The following is a 20,248-nucleotide window of genomic DNA, read 5'->3' as shown; positions in this document are numbered from 1 at the left end:
AATCTGTGATTCGTTGCTGACCGCCAGCGTCTAGCGTCAGTGTCCCCGCAATCCCATGGGGCAAGACTTCGGAACCCGGCATGCAAGCGCTGTTGAACGAGATCCTTTACGCAGTTCGTCCCCTGATTGGTCAGGGCAAGGTGGCTGACTACATTCCCGCCCTCGGCACCGTGCCGGCCAACCAGTTGGGCATTGCCGTGTATGGCAACGACGGCGAACTGTTTTGTGCCGGTGACGCCCATACGCCGTTCTCAGTGCAGAGCATTTCCAAGGTGTTCAGCCTGGTGCAGGCCATCGATCATTCCGGCGAAGCCATCTGGCAGCGCCTGGGCCACGAACCTTCCGGCCAGCCGTTCAACTCGCTGGTGCAACTGGAGTTCGAGCGCGGACGCCCGCGCAATCCGTTCATCAACGCTGGTGCGCTGGTGATCTGCGACATCAACCAGTCGCGTTTTGCCGCACCGGCGTTATCGATGCGCGATTTCGTCCGGCGTTTGTCGGGCAACCCGCAGGTGATGGTGGACGGCAAGGTCGCCGAGTCCGAATACCAGCACCGTGCGCGCAACGCCGCCATGGCCTACCTGATGCAATCCTTCGGTAACTTTCATAACGATGTCGAAGCGGTATTGCGCAGCTATTTCAGCCATTGCGCCCTGCGCATGAGCTGCGTGGACCTGGCCCGGGCGTTCTGCTTCCTGGCCAACGACGGTTTCTGCAAACACAGCGGCGAACAGATCCTCAGCGCCCGCCAGACCCAGCAAGTCAACTCGATCATGGCCACCAGCGGCCTCTACGACGAGGCGGGCAACTTCGCCTATCGTGTCGGCCTGCCTGGCAAGAGCGGCGTGGGCGGCGGGATCGTCGCCGTGGTGCCGGGGCAGTTCACGGTGTGCGTCTGGTCGCCGGAACTGAACACGGCCGGCAACTCGCTCGCGGGCATGGCCGCACTGGAACTGCTGAGCCAGCGAATTGGCTGGTCGGTGTTTTGAGAAATTCGAGCGGGCGGGGTTAATGACGCTTCCGGCGTTTTGCTATACATTTTCCAGCCGCCCCTTGCATGGTGAAACCGCTTCATGTCTCTTGCGCTCGAACGTCTAATCGCTGGCACGCCAATTCCTTTCGCTGGTAACCGCGTCACCGTGGTCAGCCCCGAACTGGCCTTGCGCTTTCAGCCCGGGGACCACCTGCTGGTGGAGCAGGTCAGCGGCGAGTTGCTGCTGATTCCCGTCGCGGACCAGAAAGCGGCGGCGGTAGCGATCGAGCGGGCCGAAGCGGCGTTTACGGCAATGTCCGCCGTGTCGGACCAGGCGATCAGTGAGTTCTTTGATTTCTTTGCCCGGCGCCTTGAAGATCAGGGCTGCTGGGACTTGATCGAGGCGGCCAACCTCGCCGACATCGAGTGGGCCAAGTCTCGTGGACGCTCGACCACGCGGTTGCTGGCCGATGAACGCATGCGCCGCGACATGATCGCGGGCCTCAGGGCCTGGCGCGATGCGTCAGCCACGCGTGGCAAAGTGATCAGTTGCGTCGAGCATGACGGCTGGAAAGTCGAGCAGGTGGTTTCGCCGCTGGGTATCGTCGCCTTCGTCTTCGAAGGACGGCCGAATGTCTTCGCCGACGCCGCTGGCGTGTTGCGTACCGGCAACACTGCGGTGCTGCGCATTGGCAGCGACGCCTTGGGCACGGCGAAAGCCATTGTCACCCATGCGTTGAACCCGGCGTTGAGCGACGCCGGTTTGCCGGTGGGTGCGGTGTCGCTGGTGGAAAGTGTCAATCACGCCGCCGGTTGGGCGATGTTCGCCGACCGACGCCTGTCGCTGGCGGTGGCCCGTGGTTCGGGGCGTGCCGTCAGCCAATTGGGCAGCATCGCGCAGCAGGCCGGCACGGCCGTCAGCCTGCATGGCACCGGTGGCGCCTGGCTGATCGCCGACAAGGAGGCCGACGCCCAACGTTTTGCCGCCGTCGTGCGCAATTCCCTGGACCGCAAGGTCTGCAACACCCTGAACGTCTGCCTGATCCACCGCGACCGCGCCGCCGAACTGGTGCCGCTGTTTCTGCAGGCCTTGAAACAGGCTGGCGCCGCTCGGGACGAGGGCTGCAAGTTGCACATCGTCGAGGGCAGCGAGACGTACCTGCCTTACGATTGGAGGACCGCGAAGGTCGACGTCTGCCGCGCTGAAGGTTATCAAACTGAAGCATTGGCCGAGCCGCTGCCCGAGGACCAGTTGGGCCGCGAGTGGGAGTGGGAAGAAACCCCGGAAGTCAGCCTGAAGATCGTCGACGACCTGGACAGCGCCATCGCCTTGTTCAACCGCTACAGCCCGCAGTTCACCGTGTCGTTGATCAGTGAAGATGCCGAGGCCCATGAGCGTTTCTACAATGCGGTCAACGCGCCTTTTGTCGGCAACGGCATCACCCGCTGGGTCGATGGACAATACGCGCTGAACAAGCCGGAACTGGGGCTTTCGAACTGGGAGAGCGGCCGCCTGTTTGCCCGCAGCGCGATTCTCTCGGGGGATGGTGTGTTCACGATTCGCAGTCGCATGACGCAGGTGGATCTGTCGGTCAAACGCTGAGAACCCCGACCACAGACGCAGGCCGCACTATAATTTAGGTGTCTGCGTCTGCGTTTCGAAAGAGGGTTCGCCATGAAACATCATTCCTTGGAGCATTACTCTCATCAATTGGGAATAATCGCACATGACGCGTGGCTGACCGCTCGGGTGAAGTCGGCCCTGGCGCTGGCCGATCCTGCCCTTAGTCTGCAAGTCCATGTCAAAACACTTGCAGGAACGGTGGTGTTAAGTGGTCGCGTCAACACCCATAAACAATGTGAGCAGGTCGTTGCGCTGGCCCGCACGGTGAATGGTGTCAATGAAATCGATGCCAGGGAATTGCTGACTCACGTGTTCACGCCCGGAAGCGTTCCAACACCGCCAAACGCCGAGGACAGCCCGGAGATCCGGTCACCAGCGTCAGGCAAGCCTGACGACAAATGAAACTGGATGCAGTGCTCCCGTGAACCGGGCGCGCTGCATCGGCTGCCGACCTGGATCAAGCCGCTTCCATCGCTTTGCCGTGCACCGCGCAGGTAGTCGGGTGTTCGACCAGCGACACGAACGTGCGGCTGTGGGCATCCAGCGCATCGATCGAACCGGTTTCAATGTCGTAGACCCAGCCATGCAGGTTCAGCAGGCCTTTTTCCTGAGCCAGTCGCACGCTCGGGTGGGTCTGGATGTTGGCCAGTTGAGCGATCACATTCTCCCGCACCATCGAACTCACCTTCGCCGCGTCATTGGCGTGAGGGCGCGATTCATTGATCACTTTCGCCGACTCGGCGTGTTGCAACCAGCCGCTGACGGCGGGCAGGTGGTCCATGCATTTGCACGAGGCGACGGCGGTCATGGCGCCACAGTCCGAATGGCCACAGATCACGATGTCGGTGACGCCCAGCACGGCGACCGCGTATTCGACCGTGGCCGATACACCGCCTGGATGCGGGCTGTAGGAGGGCACAATGTTGCCGGCGTTACGGATTACGAACAGTTCGCCGGGTTCTTGCTGGGTCAGCAATTCCGGCACGACACGACTGTCGGAGCAAGTGATAAACAACGTACCGGGGTGTTGCGTGGTGGCCAGGTGTTTGAACAGGTCGGTGCGTTGCGGAAAGGCTTCCTTCTGGAATTTCAGAAAACCTTCAATGAGCGTTTTCATAACAATATCCTCATGCGTGATTCGGGTTTGGCCCGCACCTGTGTGCGGGCCGGTATCCACTTAGAAAGGACGCAGTGGCAGGAACTTGCCGTCGAGGGTGATCACGGCGCGAGAGCCACCTTCCGGGTCATCGACTTTCTTCATGTCGAGCTTGAAGTTGATCGCGCTGATGATGCCGTCGCCGAATTGTTCATGAACCAAGGCTTTCAGGGTGGTGCCGTAAATCTGGATCATCTCGTAGAAGCGGTAGATGGTCGGGTCGGTCGGGACACCCGAAAGGCTGCCGCGCAGCGGGATGATCTGCAGGCGGGCCACAGCGTCGGCGTCCAGGTCGAGTTTTTCGCCGATCACTTTGGCCGCGGCTTCCGGCAATGGATGTTGACCGAGCAGGGCGGCGGTGACGTAGGCGAGGCCAAGGCCGGTGCCGTCGGTCAGGTCCTGCCAGGACAGGTTTTTGCGTGCCTTGGCGTCGAGGATCGACGTGGTCAGGGCCAGACTCGGGTCGTTGTAAGCGTGGGACTGTTGCATCGGGTATCTCCTGTCGGCGTGGTGTTGCTTGGGTGTGAAGCCATCTTCTGCTGGTTGATTCATAGCGTCCAAGACCGATATGCAATGCTGCGCATAAGTCCTGCCTATAGGTTCAATCCTACGGCGGTTTCACCCGTGCTGCCGCGGCACTGCACGTGTCACAGCCAACCTTGTCGCAACAGATTCGCCGACTGGAGGAAACACTGGGGGGTAGCCTGTTCGATCGCACCTCGCGCACGGTCAGGCCGACTGACGCGGGCGAGGCCTGCATCGGGTGTGTGAGGTGGGGGCTGGTGGCGTTGGAGGCGGGCAAACGGACGCTGCATAACGTGAAGGAATTGCCGTTATGGAGTTGGTTCTGGGAAAGCCGAGTCGTCGACGTCAGTCATCGACTGACTGGCACACTCCATTGGGCGCCTTGCCGGTGGAAGACACGACCACCGAATCGTCATCGGCCAGGACGATGGACAGTGTGATGCCGGAGCTCTTGGCTTCGAAGCGGCGATCATTGATGGCTTTGGTTTCGGCTTCCTTGCCGTTGATCATCACCGGCCCGTCCTGATCCGCCTGGACGAGGATCTTGCCAGGGCACTCCACTGCGAATGACGGGACTCCGTTGACGCTGTTTGCCTGAACAGCGCTCGTCATCAGCAGCAACAGCAGGAATTTCAGGTTGTTTTTCATCGCAAGTCTCCAGGGACCAACAGCGGATACCTTTAACGATAGCTTTGTTTGGCACAGTGGAGACAAACAAAAAGGCCCCGCTCGATCATCATTCGAGCGGGGCCTTTTTATTGTGTTGGATTATCAGTAGAACCGGTCAATCACCCGAACTTCATTCTGGTTCTGCATCGAGGCCCAGGCCTGTTTCAGCGTTTGCAGAACATTACCGATGAAGTCTTTGTCGGCTGCGGCTTTTTTGCCGACATAGCCCTGACCGCGACGGTACATCTTCAATCGGGCCAGCAGATTCTGGTTGTTCTGGTCGAACTCGGCTTCATGGGCATGCGGCGACAGGCAGTCGATATGCACCTGGCCCGATTTGCTGATCCACAGGATATGGCTGTCATGGCTGTCTTTTTGCGCAGCGAACATACGAGCCAGTTCATCGATGGTGGGTTGATTGTTCAGATTCATATAAAGCCCCTTGACCATTTGGTGATCTTTCAAAGTTGATTCGCTAATACAGGTAGCCCATCGGTTAGTTGATCCCTGGCACCGAAACCAGGACGTCAGCGGTCGGCCGCCGAAATGACGGGGTCCCGCGTCTGTTGCATGTAGTCGTGTTGAATAACTGCTACGCAATAGCGTCACAACGAAGAGAAGCAGCGATAACCTTCGGGCCACTACCGACGTTTTCAGGGTCGGCCACAAGCTTCATGAGGATTGATCGCCAGCGCTTCTCGTCCTTGTACTGGACGTTCGGGCCAGGTCAGCTTCTTCAATCTGCCTTGTGGGCAGCGTGTATCCGGGAAAAACAGCTCGGCGGTCAGACGAGCTTGCTCAAACATGTTGCCGTACTCCCGATCGGGGAGATGTCTGCATCATGCAAGGGCAAATCGGAGGCGTCAACGGTTTTGTAGTGATTATTTTTAAGCACTACATATTGTCGGACAAAGCTGTTTGGAATGAGAAAGCGGAACTGGAGAACGTCACTCAGGACGATAGCGGTGAGCTTTGGAAGCGATAAAAGGTGCAGGGGAAATCGTCTACCGGCTGCTGATGCCGTGTGTACGTGCCGCCGGTGAGATCGTCAATCACACTCGCCCAGAACAAACGCGCGGGCTGATTGGCGTCGATGTGGAAAATCTGCCATTGACCGGGGAGCTGGCTCAAGAGGGTGGATGCGACAAACGTCGCGACACCTTGGCCACGAAAGCGGCGGCTGACGAACAGGTAGCCGATGTTGTGCTCGGCGCCGGGAAGATGGGTGCGGTCATCCACGGTCACGAAACCGGCCAGTTCCCCATCGACCTTGATCAAAAAGGGGCGGGTGGCAGGGTTTCGCCAGTAATCCTGTTGGTCCTGGAGGTTGAAGAAACCATTCGCGCCGAGTTTCAGCGGCAGCCATTCGCTGAAGTCGTGCAGGTAGAACTGCATCAGGTTTTCAATGGTTTCCAGTTCATCGCGCTGTGCGGCGTGCAGTTCAATCGAGGGCATGCGGGCTCGCTCCTGATGTCAGCGGATCTGATGAACAGTAGACCATTGCCCGATCACGCCTTGCTCGCCGGTTTTGCTGCGCGCGTGCCAGCAGTCGCGGGTTTGCGCTTGGCCGGTTTGCGTTTGTTTTTCCATGGCGCGCCACCGCGCCCGGCCGGGCTTGCCGGGCCGCTGATGGTCAGGCTGAGGCCGGCGCAGCGGGCCACCTGCTTGCTCATCCACGCGGCTTGTTTGGTGACGAACTCTTCCAGGCTCATTTCGCCGCTTTGCACCATGTCCAGCGCCTGTTCCCAGATCGCCGTGGTGCCCGGATCGGCAATGGCACGTGGCACCGCGTCGATCAGGCTGAAGGCGGCCGGCGTCGCGGCCAGTGCCTTCCCGTTCTTGATCAGGTAACCGCGGTCGAGCAGGCCCTGGATGATCGAGGCGCGGGTGGCTTCGGTGCCGATCCCGGTGGTGTCCTTGAGTTTCTGCTTGAGCAGTGGGTCTTCCACCAGTTTGGCGACGTTCTTCATCGCTTTGATCAAGTCACCTTCGGTGAAGGGTTTGGGCGGCTGGGTCCAGAGGTCCTTGAGCTTCACCTCGGCCACCGTGCACTCACGTCCTTCGGCCAATGTCGGCAAGGTTTGTGGCGCTGGCGCTTCGCGGCCCTTGGCCGGGGCGAGGGCCTCGGGCAGGGCGCGTTTCCAGCCAGGCTCGATGATCTGCTTGCCGACGGCGCGCAAGGCTTGACCGGCGCAGTCGAAGTCGGCCTGGGTCCGGTCGTATTCATGATTGGGCAGAAACTGCGCCAGATAACGTGCACGGATCAGGGTATAGACCGCACGCTGCTTGCCCGCCAGCCGATCAAGGTTTTTTGCCGCGGCAGTGGGGATGATGCCGTGGTGAGCGCTGACTTTCGCATCGTTCCACGCCCGTGAGCGGCGCTGGGGTTCCAGGTAGTCCTGCAAGGCGTTGAGGGCCGGATCAGCCTGCCTCAACGCTGCCAGAATACCTGGCGCTTCGCTGTGTTGACTGACAGGCAGGTAGCCGCAATCACTGCGCGGATAGGTAATGACCTTGTGGGTTTCGTAAAGCGCCTGGGCGATGTCGAGCGTTTCCTGGGCGCCGAGGCCAAGCTTCTTCGAGCAGACTTCCTGCAAGGTGCCCAGATCGAACGGCAGCGGCGCCACTTCTCGCATCCGCTCGGTACGCAGCTTGATCACCCGGGCACTCGCCGCATTGCCAATCGCCGCCGCCGCTTGTTGCGCGAGCGCCTGGTCGAGGCAGCGATCCTGATCGTCGCAAGCGTCGGAGGCCGCGCGCCACTGTGCGGTGAACGCGGTGCCATCGTGCAGCAGCTGCACGTCGATGGCCCAATAAGCCACGGGGACGAAATCGGCAATGCTGCGGTCGCGATCCACGACCAGCCGCAGGGTCGGCGTTTGCACCCGACCGACCGGCAACACGCCCTGGTAGCCGGACTGGCGCCCCAGCAGCGTGAACAACCGGCTCATGTTCATCCCGATCAGCCAGTCGGCCCGTGAACGGCCCAATGCCGAATGATAGAGACTGAACGTCTCCGCTCCCGGTTTCAGTGCAGCCAACGCCTTGCGGATCGACGCATCGTCCAGCGCCGACAGCCACAATCGCTGGATCGGCCCGCGATAACGGCAATGCTCCACCAGTTCCCGGGCGATCATTTCGCCCTCACGGTCGGCATCGGTGGCGATCACCAGCTCATCAGCCTCGCCAAGCAAGCGTTTGACGGCCTTGTATTGACTGGCGGTGCGCGGTTTGACGGTCATTTTCCATTTGTCCGGAATGATCGGCAGATCCGCCAACACCCAGCGCTTGTAACGTGCGTCGTAGGCATCCGGCGGCGCGGTTTCCAGCAGATGGCCGATGCACCAGGTTACCGTGACGTCCGTTCCCAGCCAGCAGCCGTCGCCGCGACGCCGAGCGCCGAGCACGGCCGCAATGTCTTTGGCCTGGGAAGGTTTTTCACAGAGGTACAACCGCATAACCACCATCGTTCATCAGCTGCCGGAAGGTGCACAGAATGGCGGCTGATGAGCGATGGAGCAATCTTTATCTGTATGGATGTACAGCTTGTGCATGTCCAGACATTGCAACGATCTGCAGATCGAGGCGCTCAATGGGAGGACACAAACTGCGCGTTCTCCAGAGGCGGCAGGGCGAACGAGCCTTTCATTCGCGTCACCTCATCGGTGGGCGTACGACCGAACAGCCTTTTGAATTCGCGACTGAACTGCGAACCGCTTTCATAGCCGACTTGCGAAGCGGCCGACGCGACGCTGCAGCCGTTGCGCGCCATCAACAGGCGGGCCTGATGCAGGCGCGTGGTCTTCAGGTACTGCATCGGCGAAGTGTGGGTGATCGCTTTGAAATGCGCGTGGAAGGTCGGCACGCTCATGTTGGCCTCCCTGGCCAGGTCTTCCACCTCCAACCGTTCGCCGAGGCTGGCGTGGATTTTTCGCAGGGCCAGGGATATACGGCCAAATCGGCCTTTGGCGCTGAGGGCGGCGCGCATCGAACCGCCCTGAGCGCCGGTAAGAATCCGGTAATAAACCTCGCGCACCAGCGCCGGTCCGAGCAGGCGACTGTCCAGCGGCGAGTCAAGCGCCTCCAGCAGCCTCAGGACCGATTGGCTCAGGCGCGGTTCCATGGGCGAGGCGAACATGCCTTGGGGCGCGGCCGACGGTTGGTCGTCGAGTTGCAACATCAGTTCGGCGACGAGGTTGAAGTCCAGATGCAGATAGATCGCCAGCAGCGGTTCGTCCTCGCTGGCGTCGGTTTCCATGGTGAAGGGAACCGGGACGGTCACCGCCAGATAATGCCGGGCATCGTAGACGTAGGTCGTTTCCCCCCAATAGCCGCGTTTGCGCCCCTGGCAGACGATGACGATGCCCGGATCGTAAAGCACCGGGGTGCGATGCAGCGGACGGTTTGAGCGCAGCAAACGCACATCCGCCAGCGCGGTAAGGTTGTAGCCTTCGTCCGGAGCGAGTCGGCTGAGCAGGTCGATCATCCGTTGCTGGCAATCGTTTTGATCTACGGCTGATGGGTTCACGGTTCGGTCCTGCTGCGTGTTCATTGGGCTTGAATGTGGCCCTGCCGTCTGTGTAAAGCAATCAATCCATAGGATTAGGCAAATAACTCACAGCAATAAGCGTTCAGTCAGCGCGTGCGCACTTCTAACATGGTGTCGAGCCTGACTGTCGCGCTGTGCGGCAGCACTACCTGGGTGGAATGTGAACATGAGTACAAAAAAGACCCTCTTCATCACCGGCGTCAGCAGCGGTTTCGGCAAGGCGTTGGCCAACGAGGCACTTGCGGCGGGGCATCGGGTGATCGGCACTGTGCGCAGCGAATCGGCGCGGGTTGAGTTCGAGGCGCATGCCTCGAAACAGGCTTTCGGTCGATGCCTGGATGTCACTGACTTCGCGCGGATCGACGCGGTGGTGGCCGAGGTCGAAGCCAGCCTCGGCCCGGTGCATGTATTGGTCAATAACGCTGGTTATGGTCACGAAGGTATTTTCGAAGAGTCGGCCCTTGAAGAAATGCGCCAGCAGTTTGAGGTGAATGTGTTCGGCGCGGTGGCGGTGACCAAGGCTTTCGTGCCCTTTTTTCGCCAGCGCCGGGCAGGGCACATCATCAACATCACGTCCATGGGCGGTTTCATCACGATGCCTGGCATTGCCTATTACTGCGGGAGCAAATTTGCACTGGAGGGGATTTCCGACACCTTGAACAAGGAACTCAAGCCATTCGGCATCGCAGTCACGGCCGTTGCACCGGGATCGTTTCGCACTGATTGGGCCGGGCGTTCAATGCGCCGATCCGAACGCAGCATTGCCGAATACGATGCCACTTTCGACCCGATCCGTAGCGCACGGCAGAACAAGAGCGGCAAACAGTTGGGCGATCCGGTGAAAGCCGCCCGAGCCATGCTGACGTTGATTGACAGTGAGGCGCCACCTGCGCACCTGTTGCTCGGTAGCGATGCGCTGCAGCTGGTGCGCGAGCGGCTGGAGGCGATGACGCGTGAAATCGAGGCGTGGGAAGCGGTGAGCCGGTCCACGGACGGATAAAGCACTTGATCCCGTTCGGCTGCGAAGCCGTCGTGATGGAAAAATCTGGGTTATACCTGAAGCTGTGTTCTCACGTTTTGGGGCCTCTGCGCGCCCCATCGCGGGCAAGTCGGACCGCCGCTCGCACGCTCCCACAGGTTTATCATCGTCCCGAGGAACGCATTTCATGAAAAGCTCCGGTCCCAGTCCTGTCATCACCATTGGCGAGCAGCCAGGCACCCTGCTGGTGAAGTTTCACGGTATTCAGGTGGCCGCTTCCACCCGCGCGCGGGTGCTGCTGGAGGCCAATTACCCTCCGGTGTATTACGTCCCGCGGGAGGACATCCACGAGCAGTATTTTGCCCGCACCGATCACACCAGCTATTGCCCTTACAAGGGCGACGCGAGCTATTTCAGCCTGCAGATTACGGGGCATGAGGGGGCCAATGCGGCATGGAGTTATGAAAACCCCAAAGTGTCGGTAGAACAAATCAAGAATCATGTGGCCTTCTATCCCGATCAAGTGAAGTTCGAGATTCTCGAAAACATTGAATGAGGGGCGCTTCAGCGAAGATAGAGCTTCTAAGGCTGACAACCCCGTCACACCTACGGGTGAGGCGGGGTTTGGCCAATACAGCTATTGCCAATCACCTCCTGTACCGATGACAATGCGATTCATTATCAGTCGCGAATTATTCCATTGTCATGTCCGCCAACGATTTGTCCCTGCGCAGCGCCGTCAATGATCTGTATTGCGACCACCACAGTTGGCTTAATGGCTGGCTGCGCAAGCGCTTGGGTAACGCCTTCGATGCGGCGGATCTGGCGCAGGACACCTTCGTCCGGGTGATCAAGGCGCGCAACGCGCTGGAGATACGCGAGCCGCGGCCGTACCTGTCGATGATCGCCAAGGGCTTGTTGATTGACCTGTTCCGCCGGCGTTCGCTGGAACAGTCGTATCTGGAAGCCTTGGCGGCCATGCCCGAAGGGCAACAACCTTCGCTGGAAGAGCAGGCGATCCTGCTGCAAGCCCTGATGGAAATCGATCGTTTGCTGCAAGGGTTGGGGCCGAAGGTCAAACAGGCGTTCATTCTGTCTCAGTTCGAAGGCCTGACCTACCCGCAGATTGCCCAGCGCCTGGGCGTCAGCGTGCGCACCATCAACAATCACATGGCCAAGGCCATGGAGCATTGCTGTCTGATGCAAATCCAGTTGCAGCTGGCATGAGCCTTTCACCCGCCGAATTGAAGGCGATCAGTGTCGCGGCTCAGTGGTATGCACGCCTACAGTCAGGTGTCGCGACCGACACCGATCGCGCGGCATGGAACGAATGGCTGCTCGCCGACCCTGTGCACACTCAAGCCTGGCAGCGCATGGCCGCCGTCGGCGAGCAAATGAGTCGCGTGCCTGGCGCCTTGGCCTCACCGGCCTTGCGCGGCGCTGACAGCTCGCGTCGGCAGGTGTTGCGTAGTGTCGTGGTACTGGCCTCGGCCGGTTCGCTGGGTTGGTTGGGATGGCGCAGTGAAACAAGCCAGAACCTGTTCGCCGATTTCCGCACTGCCGTGGGTGAGCGCCGGGAGTTCCGCCTGGCGGATGGCAGTTCATTGCTGCTGAATACCGACACGTCGGTCAACCTGCGTTTCGATGGGCACCAACGGGTGCTGGAACTGTTGTGGGGCGAGATGCTTGTCACGACCGCTGTCGATCCTTCGCAGCGACCGTTCAAGGTGGTCACTCGCCATGGCGAGGTGCTGGCGCTGGGGACACGGTTTATCGTCCGGTCCGGGCATCAGGACGGCGAGGTGGCCGTGCTTGAGAAGGCGGTGGAAGTGACTTCATCTGGCGTTGGCCCGAAGGTGCGCCTCGAGGCTGGCCAGTCCCTGAGTTTCAATCCTGCTTCACTGGGGACGGTACGGCGCAATGATGCTTCGACGGGCGCCTGGCAGCAGGGCAGCATCATCGCCATCAATCGTCCGTTGGCCGAGTTGCTGGCCGACCTGTCGCGCTATCGCACTGGCGTGCTGCGCTGTGATCCGCGCATTGCCCATCTGAAGGTGTCCGGGGCGTTCCCCATCGATAACACGGACCTGGCGCTGGCTGCGCTGGAAAGCGGTTTTTCCCTGCGTATCAGCCGATTCAGTCGCTATTGGGTCAATGTTTCCGGCTGAGGCGACAAAAAATAATTTCAGTCTTTTGCACTTTTCATTCACATCGTTCGGCTCATCCCTCAGTGAGTTTTATTGATGATCTTTGGGGGAGGGTAAGCATGTCTCGGGTCTACACGTCAGGTCGTCTGGCGATTGCAGTGAACGTCGGATTGATCGCGGCAACGTCGATGTGCGTATGGCCGGTCGCGGCGATGGCGGCGCAACAGCAAACTTCGGTTCAATCCTTCGACATTGCTGGCGGCAGTCTGACCGAAGTCCTCAGTCATTTCGCCAGTGCGGCGGGCGCCGCCATTTCCTTTGATGCGCGACAAACCGAAGGGCTGAAGTCCCCCGGACTCAAGGGGGCGTTCGGTGTGAGTGAAGGATTCGCGCGAATTCTGGGCGGCAGCGGTCTGCAAGCCGAACCCCAGGCCAACGGCACTTACGTGCTGCGGCCAGTACCGGCCACCGGCTCGGCACTGGAACTGGGGGCGACCAACATCAACGGGCAGATGCTGGGCGCGACCACCGAGTACAGCGGCTCGTACACCACGGGCGCGGTGACCATCGGCAAGGGCGAGCACTCGCTCAAGGAAACGCCGCAATCGGTCACGGTGATGACCCGCAAGATGCTTGACGACCAGAACCTCAACACCATCGAACAGGTCATGGAAAAGACGCCGGGCATTACTGTCTACGACTCGACCATGGGCGGCAAATATTTCTATTCGCGCGGCTTCCGTATGTCGGGCCAGTACCAGTACGACGGCGTGCCGCTGGATATGGGCAACCTTTATGTTCAGGCCGACAGTTTCAGTGGTGACATGGCGTATTACGATCGGGTCGAAATCCTTCGTGGTGCCGCGGGCATGATGAAGGGTTCGGGTGGCACGGCCGGCGGGGTGAATTTCGTGCGCAAGCGCGGCCAGACCGCGCCGCATACGGACATCACGCTGTCCGGTGGCAGTTGGGACAATTATCGCGGACAGGTCGACACCGGCGGACCGCTGAACGACTCCGGCACGGTGCGCGGCCGGGCGGTAGTCGCCGAGCAGAGCCGGCATTACTTTGTGGACGACGCCAGTCGCAAGGATCAGGTGTATTACGGTGCCCTCGATTTTGATGTGAGCCCCGACACGACACTCGGGCTGGGCGTTGCCTATGAAGACGTCGACGCCAATCCCTGCTGGGGCGGTCTGCCGCGTTACCGGGATCGCAGTGACCTGAAACTCAGCCGCTCCAGCTGCCTCGACCCTTCCTGGAACACCTGGCGCAGCCAGCGCACCACCGTCTTCAGCGATCTGAAACATCAAATCAACGAAGACTGGTCCTTGAAGGTCGCAAGCGTTTACACCAAAAACACCCAGGACATCAAATACGCGTTTGCCTCAGGCGCGGTGACTCCCGGCACCAACACCACGGGTATGCTCGGCAGTATGTATGACTACGACCAGGTCGATTACGGCCTGGATGCTTACGTGGACGGCAAGTTCGACGCGTTCGGCCAACAACACGAATTGGTGGCAGGTTTCAACGCCAGCCGTGCGAAAAAAGACGACTTCTACTCAGTGGCGTTTCTGCCGCAGCGGCAGAATGTGTTCAACCCCGACAAGCATGTTCCTGAACCGGACGACAGCTACTTCATCGACAACTCGTCTCGCGGCGGGCCGGTCAATTCCGTGACCAAACAGAAAGGCGTTTACTCGACGTTGCGCCTGAAACTGGCAGATCCGTTGACCCTCGTCGTCGGCGGTCGTGTGAGCTGGTACAACTCGGAAACCGACTACGACTTCATCAATACAGGCACCTCGGAACACGCCAGCACCACGGAGACAGGCCAGGTCACGCCATTTGCCGGCGTGCTGCTGGACCTGAACGAGCACCTGACGGCTTACGCCAGCTACTCGGATATCTTTACCCCTCAAGGCAACTTTCGTTCGGAAGACGGTTCGGCCCTCAAACCGCTGGTGGGGCAGAGTTATGAATTGGGGATCAAGGGCGCCTGGTTCGATGGTCGCCTGAACAGCTCGTTCAACCTTTTCCGCACCATCCAGAAGGACCAGGCGCAGACGGACTTCAATTCCTCTTGCCCGTCATCGGATGGCTACTGCTATGTCAACGCGGGAAAAGTGCGCGCCCAGGGCTTCGAGGCCGAGATCAGCGGTGAAGTGATCGAACGATTGCAATTGCTCGCGGGTTACACCTACACCCAGACCAAGACCCTCGACGACATCGACACCAGCCTGAACGGCGCCGCGTTCAACAGTTATGTGCCGAGACACGTGTTGCGCATGTGGGGGGATTACGCGCTGGGCGGTGCTCTCGAGCGGTTCACCCTGGGTGCCGGCGTCAACGCGCAAAGCGATAATTTCCGCGTCTCTCCGGCCACTGGCGACAAGATCACTCAGTCAGGTTATGCGATCTGGAACGGTCGGATCGGCTACCGCATCGACGACACCTGGTCGGTGGCGTTGAACGGCAACAACCTGTTCGACAAGCGTTATTACACCACCATCGGTACCGAGAGCTTCGGCAACTATTACGGCGACCCACGCAACTTCATGGTGTCGGTCAAAGCGAGTTTCTGACGCTCGCCTCTCGGGAAAAGCCGCGCCATTGCGCGGCTTTTTAATGATTGCGATCAGCTCACCGAACCGCCTGCACCAGCGTCGATTCATCAATCTGACCAATCGAAGTGACCCCGGTCAACGTCATCGCCACGCGCATCTCTTTGGCGAAAATGTCCAGCATGTTTTCCACCCCGCGTTGACCGTCGGCGGCCAGCGCGTACGCCATGGAACGCCCAAGCAACACGCCTTTCGCGCCCAGCGCCAGCATCCTCACGACATCGAGCCCCGAGCGGATTCCCGAGTCGACCAGCACCGTCAGGTCATTGCCCACCGCTTGCATGATCGGCGGTAATGCCTTGGTGGTGGAGAGCACGCCGTCCAGCTGCCGCCCGCCGTGGTTCGACACCACAATGCCGTCCGCGCCAAAGCTGACTGCGTCCCGGGCATCCTGAGGGTCGAGGATGCCTTTGATGATCATCGGGCCTTTCCAGAAATCCCGTATCCATTCCAGATCGCTCCAGCTGATCGACGGGTCGAAGTTGTTGGCCAGCCAGCCCATGTAGTCTTCGAGGGTGACGGCTTTGCCGAGGTACTTCGAGATGTTGCCCAAGTCATGCGGACGACCCATCAGGCCGACGTTGAAGGCCCAGTCGGGTTTGGTCATGGCTTGCAGGATTCTTCGCGAAGACGCAAAAGGCCCGGACATCCCCGAGTGTGCGTCCCGGTAGCGCGCGCCGGGCGTGGGCATATCGACGGTGAACACCAGGTTTTTCACCCCGGCGGCCTTGGCCCGCTCCAGGGCATTTTTCATGAAGCCTCTGTCTTTCAGTACATACAGCTGAAACCAGATGGATTGTTGGGTTTGGGCCGCCACTTCTTCGATCGAGCACACCGAGACCGTTGACAGGCACAGGGGGATGCCTTTGTTTTGTGCGGCCTTGACCGCTTGCACTTCGCCACGACGGGCGAACATGCCTGTCAGGCCGACCGGTGCGAGGATGATCGGCATCGCAAGGGGCTGGTCGAAGAGGGTGGTTTCAAGGCTCAGGGTTTCGACGTTTTTCAGGATGCGCTGACGCAGGCTGATACCCGTCAGGTCGGCGCTGTTGGCCCTCAGTGTGTGCTCGGCATAAGCGCCGCCGTCGATGTAGTCGAACAGGAAGCGGGGAAGTTTGCGGCGGGCTGCCTCGCGGTAGTCGGATGCGGATGAAATGATCATGGTGCCTCGGTCGGGTGAGTGGCGGGGCGATGGATGCTTCGGGTCAGAGTAGCGAAAACGGCTCGCGATTGCGGTAATTCTGTTCACTTGAGGAAGTGGATACCGATTTGAACTCGCGGATGTCAGCGGAACCCTGTGGGAGCTGGCTTGCCAGCGATGGACGTCCAGACAGCGCGTTCATTCAGACAGCGCGTTATCGTTAACGACCATCGCTAGCAGGCTGGCCTACCAATCAATTCATCAAGTCAGGTGTCAGTTGGTATCCAGATCCACATTCTTGGTCTCACGCAAACAAATCATCCCCACCACCAGGCTCACCGCAGTAATCACTACCGGGTACCAAAGCCCGTAGAAAATGTCACCGGTATACACCACCAACGCGAAGGACACCGTCGGCAGAAACCCGCCAAACCAGCCATTACCGATGTGATAAGGCAGGGACATCGAGGTGTAGCGGATGCGCGTCGGGAACAGTTCGACCATCAGCGCCGCCAGCGGGCCGTAGCACATGGCGGAGATGATGATCAGCACCACCATCAGCGCCACGATCATCGGCTTGTTGACCTGTTGCGTATCCGCTTGTGACGGATACCCCGCCAATGTCACTGCGCCGCGCAGGGCCGCTTCGTCGTAGCCATCGATTTTTACCTCACCAACGCTGACCTGCACGTCGCTGCCGGCCGGGGCTGCTTCACTGGTGTAGGGCAAGCCCTGTTTCACCAGGAAGGTTTTGACCTTGTCGCAAGGGCTGTCAAATTTCGCCTTGCCCACCGGATCGAACTGGAAGGTGCACGTGGCCGGGTCGGCCAGTACGGTGATCGGCGCCTGGCGACTGGCCTGGTCGATGGCCGGGTTGGCGTAGTGAGCGATGGACTTGAAGATCGGGAAGTACAGCGCGGTGGCCAGCAACAGGCCGATCATCAACACCGGTTTGCGCCCGACCTTGTCCGACAGCCAGCCAAAGAAAATGAAGAACGGCGCACCGATGATCACGCTGACGATCAACAGGCTGTTGGCCAGTGCCGGATCCATTTTCAGGAACTGGGTGAGGAAGAACAGCACATAAAACTGCGCCGCATAAAACGTCACTGCTTGCCCGGCGTTGATGCTGAACAGGGCGATCAGCACGACTTTGAGGTTTTCCCATTTACCGAAGGAATCACGCAGCGGCGACTTGCAGAGTTTGCCTTCCTCTTTCATTTTCACGAACGCAGGAGATTCGTGCAGGCTCAGGCGAATCCAGGTCGAGATGCCCAACAGCACGATCGAAAACAGAAACGGAATCCGCCAGCCCCAGACTTCGAACTGGTCACCGGTGAAATAACGGCAACCCAGCACCACGAGCAGCGACAGCAGCAAGCCGAGGGTTGCAGTGGACTGAATCCAGCTGGTGTGGAAGCCGCGTTTGCCGATGGGCGCGTGTTCCGCGACATAGGTCGCAGCGCCGCCGTATTCACCGCCCAGGGCCAGCCCCTGAAGCATACGCAACACCACCAGAATGATCGGCGCGGCGATGCCGATGCTGGCGTAGGTCGGCAGCAGCCCGACGCAGAACGTCGCCACACCCATGAGGATGATGGTCGCGAGGAAGGTGTATTTACGCCCGATCATGTCCCCCAACCGACCGAACACCAGCGCACCGAAGGGGCGCACGATGAAACCGGCGGCGAACGCCATCAGCGCAAAGATGAACGCGGTGGTGTCGTTGACCCCGGCGAAGAACTGTTTGCTGATGACCGCCGCGAGGGCACCGTAGAGGAAGAAGTCGTACCACTCGAACACCGTCCCGAGTGACGAAGCGAAAATGACTTTGCGGGTGTCGCGGCTCGTATCGACGCTGCGTGTGATGTCCAGGGGCTGTACATGTTCTGACATATCGGTATCCCTCACAGTGATTGTTTTTGTTGTTCCACTGTCGGCGCCTGCCTTGTGGGCGGGTGCCGCTACTGTCAATTCGACGCTACCTGCATCGATCTTGCTGATTTACCCGATCCCTGTAGCAGCTGCCGCAGGCTGTGATCTTTTGACCTTGATGCTCTGGCGCGCCATGGGCGCCAAAAGATCGCAGGCTTCGCCAGCGCCTACATTGACCGAGTTCGGCATTCAGACGTTCGTGACCAGTTCCCTTTCCTGGCTGTTGCTCCTTGTATTGGGGTTAAGAATGAGTTGCGCGGCTTTTTCGGCAATCATCAGCGTAGGCGAACAGGTGTTGCCCGAGGTGATGCGCGGCATGATCGACGCATCGGCAATGCGCAGGCCGGGGATGCCATGGACTTTGAGCTGCGCATCGACCACCGCGTCGGCGTCGTCGCCCATGCGGCAGGTGCCGACCGGATGGAAAATCGTCGTGCCGATGCGGGCGGCGGCTTCGTGCAGTTCTTCTTCAGTCTGCAAGCGGTCACCGGGCAGGTATTCCACCGGCTTGAATGCTTGCAGGGCGGGGGCGGAAACGATGCGCCGGGTCAGGCGTATGGCGTCAGCCGCGACGCGCAAGTCTTCCGGGTGGCTCAAATAATTGGGTTGGATCAGCGGTGCTTCCTGCGGATTCGCCGAACGAATGTCGATTCGACCACGGCTCTGCGGGCGCAAATCGCAGACCGACGCGGTGAAGGCGGGGAAGGCGTGCAATGGCTCGCCGAAACGTTCCAGCGACAAGGGTTGCACGTGGTATTCGAGGTTCGCCGAGGTCTGTTCCGGCCCTGACCGGGCAAACGCACCGAGCTGACTTGGCGCCATGGACAGCGGCCCGCTGCGGTCATACAGGTAACGCAACCCCATGCCCATTTTGCCCCAGACGCTGCCGGCGATCTGGTTCAGGGTCCGGGCATTTTCCAGTTTATAGATCAGCCGCAGTTGCAGGTGATCCTGCAGATTGCCGCCCACGCCGGGCAGCTCATGCACCACGCCGATCCCCAGTTTTTCCAGGAGTGGGCGAGGGCCGATGCCGGAGCGTTGCAGGATGCTCGGTGAACCGACAGCGCCAGCACAAAGGATGATTTCCTTGCGTGCCTTGAACGTTTTTACCTGGCCTTGCCAGCGTGTGCTGACCGCCGAGGCGCGGCCGTTTTCCAGGAGCACGCGGTCGACTTCGACGTCGGTCAGTACGGTGAGGTTGGGACGGAGACGGACCGGTTTGAGAAATGCCTTGGCCGCGTTCCAGCGAATGCCGGCTTTCTGATTGACCTGGAAGTAGCCGCAACCTTCGTTGTCGCCCTGGTTGAAGTCGTCGATGCTGGCGATGCCGCTTTGTTCGGCTGCGCTACGAAACGCATCGAGAATCGGCCATGACAGTCGCTGGCGCTCGATCCGCCATTCCCCGGCGGCACCGTGGAATTCAGAGTCGCCGGCAAAGTGATTTTCGCTTTTCTTGAACAGCGGCAGGACGTCGTTCCAGCTCCAGCCGGGATTGCCGTCGGCGGCCCAGCGGTCATAGTCGCCAGCCTGGCCACGCATGTAGATCATGCCGTTGATAGAGGAACAGCCGCCGAGCACCTTGCCACGGGGGTAACTCAGGGCGCGACCTTGCAGGCCGGGTTGCGCTTCGGTCTTGAAGCACCAGTCGGTGCGCGGGTTGCCGATGCAGAACAGGTAACCCACGGGGATGTGAATCCACGCGTAGTTATCGCGGCCGCCGGCTTCAAGCAGCAGCACGCGGTGTTGCGGATTGGCCGATAACCGATTGGCCAGCAAACAACCGGCCGGCCCGGCTCCGACTACGATGTAGTCGAATTCTTCAAGGGAAGTCTGCATCCCTGACCTCTTATTGTTGTTCTTGTTGTCGGTCATCCTAGTTGTTAGCTTTCGTCAAAAGAATGTTAGTTTTTGCGCAGCCGCTGT

General features: G+C 60.0%; 18 protein-coding genes and 1 pseudogene. 9 read left to right on the top strand and 10 right to left on the bottom strand.

What is annotated here, in order from left to right; translation table 11 throughout:
• Nucleotides 1-80: 80 nt before the first annotated feature.
• From glsB to B723_RS23630, 3 genes are all read left to right on the top strand, one after another.
• Nucleotides 81-989: a glutaminase B gene (glsB, locus tag B723_RS23640; protein ID WP_017339509.1), complete on the top strand. Its 909-nt coding sequence runs from the start codon at nucleotides 81-83 to the stop codon at nucleotides 987-989.
• An 84-nt stretch (nucleotides 990-1,073) separates the two neighbouring features.
• A complete protein-coding gene (locus B723_RS23635) occupies nucleotides 1,074-2,576 on the top strand; it encodes an aldehyde dehydrogenase family protein (protein ID WP_017339508.1) in 1,503 nt (500 codons plus the stop codon).
• Between the two features lie 72 nt (nucleotides 2,577-2,648).
• The gene (locus B723_RS23630) at nucleotides 2,649-2,999 is read left to right on the top strand and encodes a BON domain-containing protein (RefSeq protein ID WP_017339507.1); all 351 of its coding nucleotides are present in this window, start codon (nucleotides 2,649-2,651) and stop codon (nucleotides 2,997-2,999) included.
• Nucleotides 3,000-3,054: 55 nt separating this feature from the next.
• On the opposite strand, the gene B723_RS23625 is transcribed toward B723_RS23630, so the two are convergent.
• Together B723_RS23625 and cynS are read right to left on the bottom strand one after the other, a co-directional pair.
• Entirely contained in the window at nucleotides 3,055-3,714 is a 660-nt protein-coding gene (locus B723_RS23625; protein ID WP_017339506.1) for a carbonic anhydrase, read from the bottom strand.
• A gap of 60 nt (nucleotides 3,715-3,774) precedes the next feature.
• Entirely contained in the window at nucleotides 3,775-4,242 is a 468-nt protein-coding gene (cynS, locus tag B723_RS23620) for a cyanase (protein ID WP_017339505.1), read from the bottom strand.
• A gap of 110 nt (nucleotides 4,243-4,352) precedes the next feature.
• Between cynS and B723_RS33950 the strand changes: the two are divergent.
• Nucleotides 4,353-4,583 (top strand): annotated as a pseudogene (locus B723_RS33950) (LysR family transcriptional regulator); the annotation flags it as partial.
• A gap of 40 nt (nucleotides 4,584-4,623) precedes the next feature.
• On the opposite strand, the gene B723_RS23615 reads toward B723_RS33950, so the two are convergent.
• The 5 genes from B723_RS23615 to B723_RS23595 all read right to left on the bottom strand — a co-directional run bounded on the left by B723_RS23615 (nucleotide 4,624) and on the right by B723_RS23595 (nucleotide 9,433).
• The gene (locus B723_RS23615) at nucleotides 4,624-4,926 is read right to left on the bottom strand and encodes a hypothetical protein (RefSeq protein WP_017339504.1); all 303 of its coding nucleotides are present in this window, start codon (nucleotides 4,924-4,926) and stop codon (nucleotides 4,624-4,626) included.
• 123 nt (nucleotides 4,927-5,049) lie between these two features.
• Complete coding sequence (locus B723_RS23610; RefSeq protein ID WP_031319009.1) at nucleotides 5,050-5,379, bottom strand: hypothetical protein; 330 nt, start codon at nucleotides 5,377-5,379, stop codon at nucleotides 5,050-5,052.
• Nucleotides 5,380-5,898: 519 nt separating this feature from the next.
• Nucleotides 5,899-6,402, bottom strand: a complete 504-nt coding sequence (locus tag B723_RS23605; protein WP_017339502.1) for a GNAT family N-acetyltransferase — start codon at nucleotides 6,400-6,402, stop codon at nucleotides 5,899-5,901.
• 53 nt (nucleotides 6,403-6,455) lie between these two features.
• Nucleotides 6,456-8,405, bottom strand: coding sequence for a DNA topoisomerase III (locus tag B723_RS23600; protein ID WP_017339501.1), 1,950 nt, complete (start codon nucleotides 8,403-8,405; stop codon nucleotides 6,456-6,458).
• Between the two features lie 131 nt (nucleotides 8,406-8,536).
• The gene (locus B723_RS23595; protein WP_017339500.1) at nucleotides 8,537-9,433 is read right to left on the bottom strand and encodes an AraC family transcriptional regulator; all 897 of its coding nucleotides are present in this window, start codon (nucleotides 9,431-9,433) and stop codon (nucleotides 8,537-8,539) included.
• A gap of 229 nt (nucleotides 9,434-9,662) precedes the next feature.
• Here B723_RS23595 and B723_RS23590 point away from each other — a divergent pair, with 229 nt between their 5' ends.
• The 5 genes from B723_RS23590 (at nucleotide 9,663) to B723_RS23570 (ending at nucleotide 15,210) form a co-directional block, all read left to right on the top strand.
• The gene (locus B723_RS23590) at nucleotides 9,663-10,496 is read left to right on the top strand and encodes an oxidoreductase (RefSeq protein ID WP_017339499.1); all 834 of its coding nucleotides are present in this window, start codon (nucleotides 9,663-9,665) and stop codon (nucleotides 10,494-10,496) included.
• 166 nt (nucleotides 10,497-10,662) lie between these two features.
• Nucleotides 10,663-11,031 (top strand): DUF427 domain-containing protein, encoded by a 369-nt coding sequence (locus B723_RS23585; RefSeq protein WP_017339498.1) that lies wholly within the window; start codon nucleotides 10,663-10,665, stop codon nucleotides 11,029-11,031.
• Nucleotides 11,032-11,180: 149 nt separating this feature from the next.
• On the top strand, nucleotides 11,181-11,702 hold the full coding sequence (locus B723_RS23580) for a sigma-70 family RNA polymerase sigma factor (protein WP_017339497.1): 522 nt from the start codon (nucleotides 11,181-11,183) through the stop codon (nucleotides 11,700-11,702).
• Nucleotides 11,699-12,643, top strand: coding sequence for a FecR domain-containing protein (locus B723_RS23575; RefSeq protein WP_031319008.1), 945 nt, complete (start codon nucleotides 11,699-11,701; stop codon nucleotides 12,641-12,643). Before B723_RS23580 ends, B723_RS23575 begins: the two co-directional genes overlap by 4 nt.
• A 98-nt stretch (nucleotides 12,644-12,741) precedes the next feature.
• Nucleotides 12,742-15,210 carry a TonB-dependent siderophore receptor gene (locus B723_RS23570; protein WP_017339495.1) on the top strand — a complete coding sequence of 823 codons (2,469 nt, stop codon included), beginning with the start codon at nucleotides 12,742-12,744 and terminating at the stop codon, nucleotides 15,208-15,210.
• Between the two features lie 58 nt (nucleotides 15,211-15,268).
• Here B723_RS23570 and lldD read toward each other — a convergent pair whose 3' ends face one another.
• The 3 genes from lldD to B723_RS23555 form a co-directional block, all read right to left on the bottom strand.
• Nucleotides 15,269-16,411, bottom strand: a complete 1,143-nt coding sequence (gene lldD, locus B723_RS23565; RefSeq protein ID WP_017339494.1) for an FMN-dependent L-lactate dehydrogenase LldD — start codon at nucleotides 16,409-16,411, stop codon at nucleotides 15,269-15,271.
• A 252-nt stretch (nucleotides 16,412-16,663) separates the two neighbouring features.
• On the bottom strand, nucleotides 16,664-18,286 hold the full coding sequence (locus B723_RS23560; protein WP_017339493.1) for an MFS transporter: 1,623 nt from the start codon (nucleotides 18,284-18,286) through the stop codon (nucleotides 16,664-16,666).
• A gap of 228 nt (nucleotides 18,287-18,514) precedes the next feature.
• Entirely contained in the window at nucleotides 18,515-20,161 is a 1,647-nt protein-coding gene (locus B723_RS23555; protein ID WP_017339492.1) for a GMC family oxidoreductase, read from the bottom strand.
• Nucleotides 20,162-20,248: the final 87 nt, after the last annotated feature.

It is taken from the genome of Pseudomonas fluorescens NCIMB 11764 (assembly GCF_000293885.2).
GTDB lineage: Bacteria > Pseudomonadota > Gammaproteobacteria > Pseudomonadales > Pseudomonadaceae > Aquipseudomonas > Aquipseudomonas fluorescens_B.
This window is presented reverse-complemented; position numbering and strand designations above follow the sequence as displayed.

Bases quoted from the DNA above. Each gene is read 5' to 3' on its own strand.
- glsB (WP_017339509.1), top strand. From the start codon at position 81: ATGCAAGCGCTGTTGAACGAGATCCTTTACGCAGTTCGTCCCCTGATT.
- B723_RS23635 (WP_017339508.1), top strand. From the start codon at position 1,074: ATGTCTCTTGCGCTCGAACGTCTAATCGCTGGCACGCCAATTCCTTTC.
- B723_RS23630 (WP_017339507.1), top strand. From the start codon at position 2,649: ATGAAACATCATTCCTTGGAGCATTACTCTCATCAATTGGGAATAATC.
- B723_RS23625 (WP_017339506.1), bottom strand. From the start codon at position 3,714: ATGAAAACGCTCATTGAAGGTTTTCTGAAATTCCAGAAGGAAGCCTTT.
- cynS (WP_017339505.1), bottom strand. From the start codon at position 4,242: ATGCAACAGTCCCACGCTTACAACGACCCGAGTCTGGCCCTGACCACG.
- B723_RS23615 (WP_017339504.1), bottom strand. From the start codon at position 4,926: ATGAAAAACAACCTGAAATTCCTGCTGTTGCTGCTGATGACGAGCGCT.
- B723_RS23610 (WP_031319009.1), bottom strand. From the start codon at position 5,379: ATGAATCTGAACAATCAACCCACCATCGATGAACTGGCTCGTATGTTC.
- B723_RS23605 (WP_017339502.1), bottom strand. From the start codon at position 6,402: ATGCCCTCGATTGAACTGCACGCCGCACAGCGCGATGAACTGGAAACC.
- B723_RS23600 (WP_017339501.1), bottom strand. From the start codon at position 8,405: ATGCGGTTGTACCTCTGTGAAAAACCTTCCCAGGCCAAAGACATTGCG.
- B723_RS23595 (WP_017339500.1), bottom strand. From the start codon at position 9,433: ATGATCGACCTGCTCAGCCGACTCGCTCCGGACGAAGGCTACAACCTT.
- B723_RS23590 (WP_017339499.1), top strand. From the start codon at position 9,663: ATGAGTACAAAAAAGACCCTCTTCATCACCGGCGTCAGCAGCGGTTTC.
- B723_RS23585 (WP_017339498.1), top strand. From the start codon at position 10,663: ATGAAAAGCTCCGGTCCCAGTCCTGTCATCACCATTGGCGAGCAGCCA.
- B723_RS23580 (WP_017339497.1), top strand. From the start codon at position 11,181: ATGTCCGCCAACGATTTGTCCCTGCGCAGCGCCGTCAATGATCTGTAT.
- B723_RS23575 (WP_031319008.1), top strand. From the start codon at position 11,699: ATGAGCCTTTCACCCGCCGAATTGAAGGCGATCAGTGTCGCGGCTCAG.
- B723_RS23570 (WP_017339495.1), top strand. From the start codon at position 12,742: ATGTCTCGGGTCTACACGTCAGGTCGTCTGGCGATTGCAGTGAACGTC.
- lldD (WP_017339494.1), bottom strand. From the start codon at position 16,411: ATGATCATTTCATCCGCATCCGACTACCGCGAGGCAGCCCGCCGCAAA.
- B723_RS23560 (WP_017339493.1), bottom strand. From the start codon at position 18,286: ATGTCAGAACATGTACAGCCCCTGGACATCACACGCAGCGTCGATACG.
- B723_RS23555 (WP_017339492.1), bottom strand. From the start codon at position 20,161: ATGCAGACTTCCCTTGAAGAATTCGACTACATCGTAGTCGGAGCCGGG.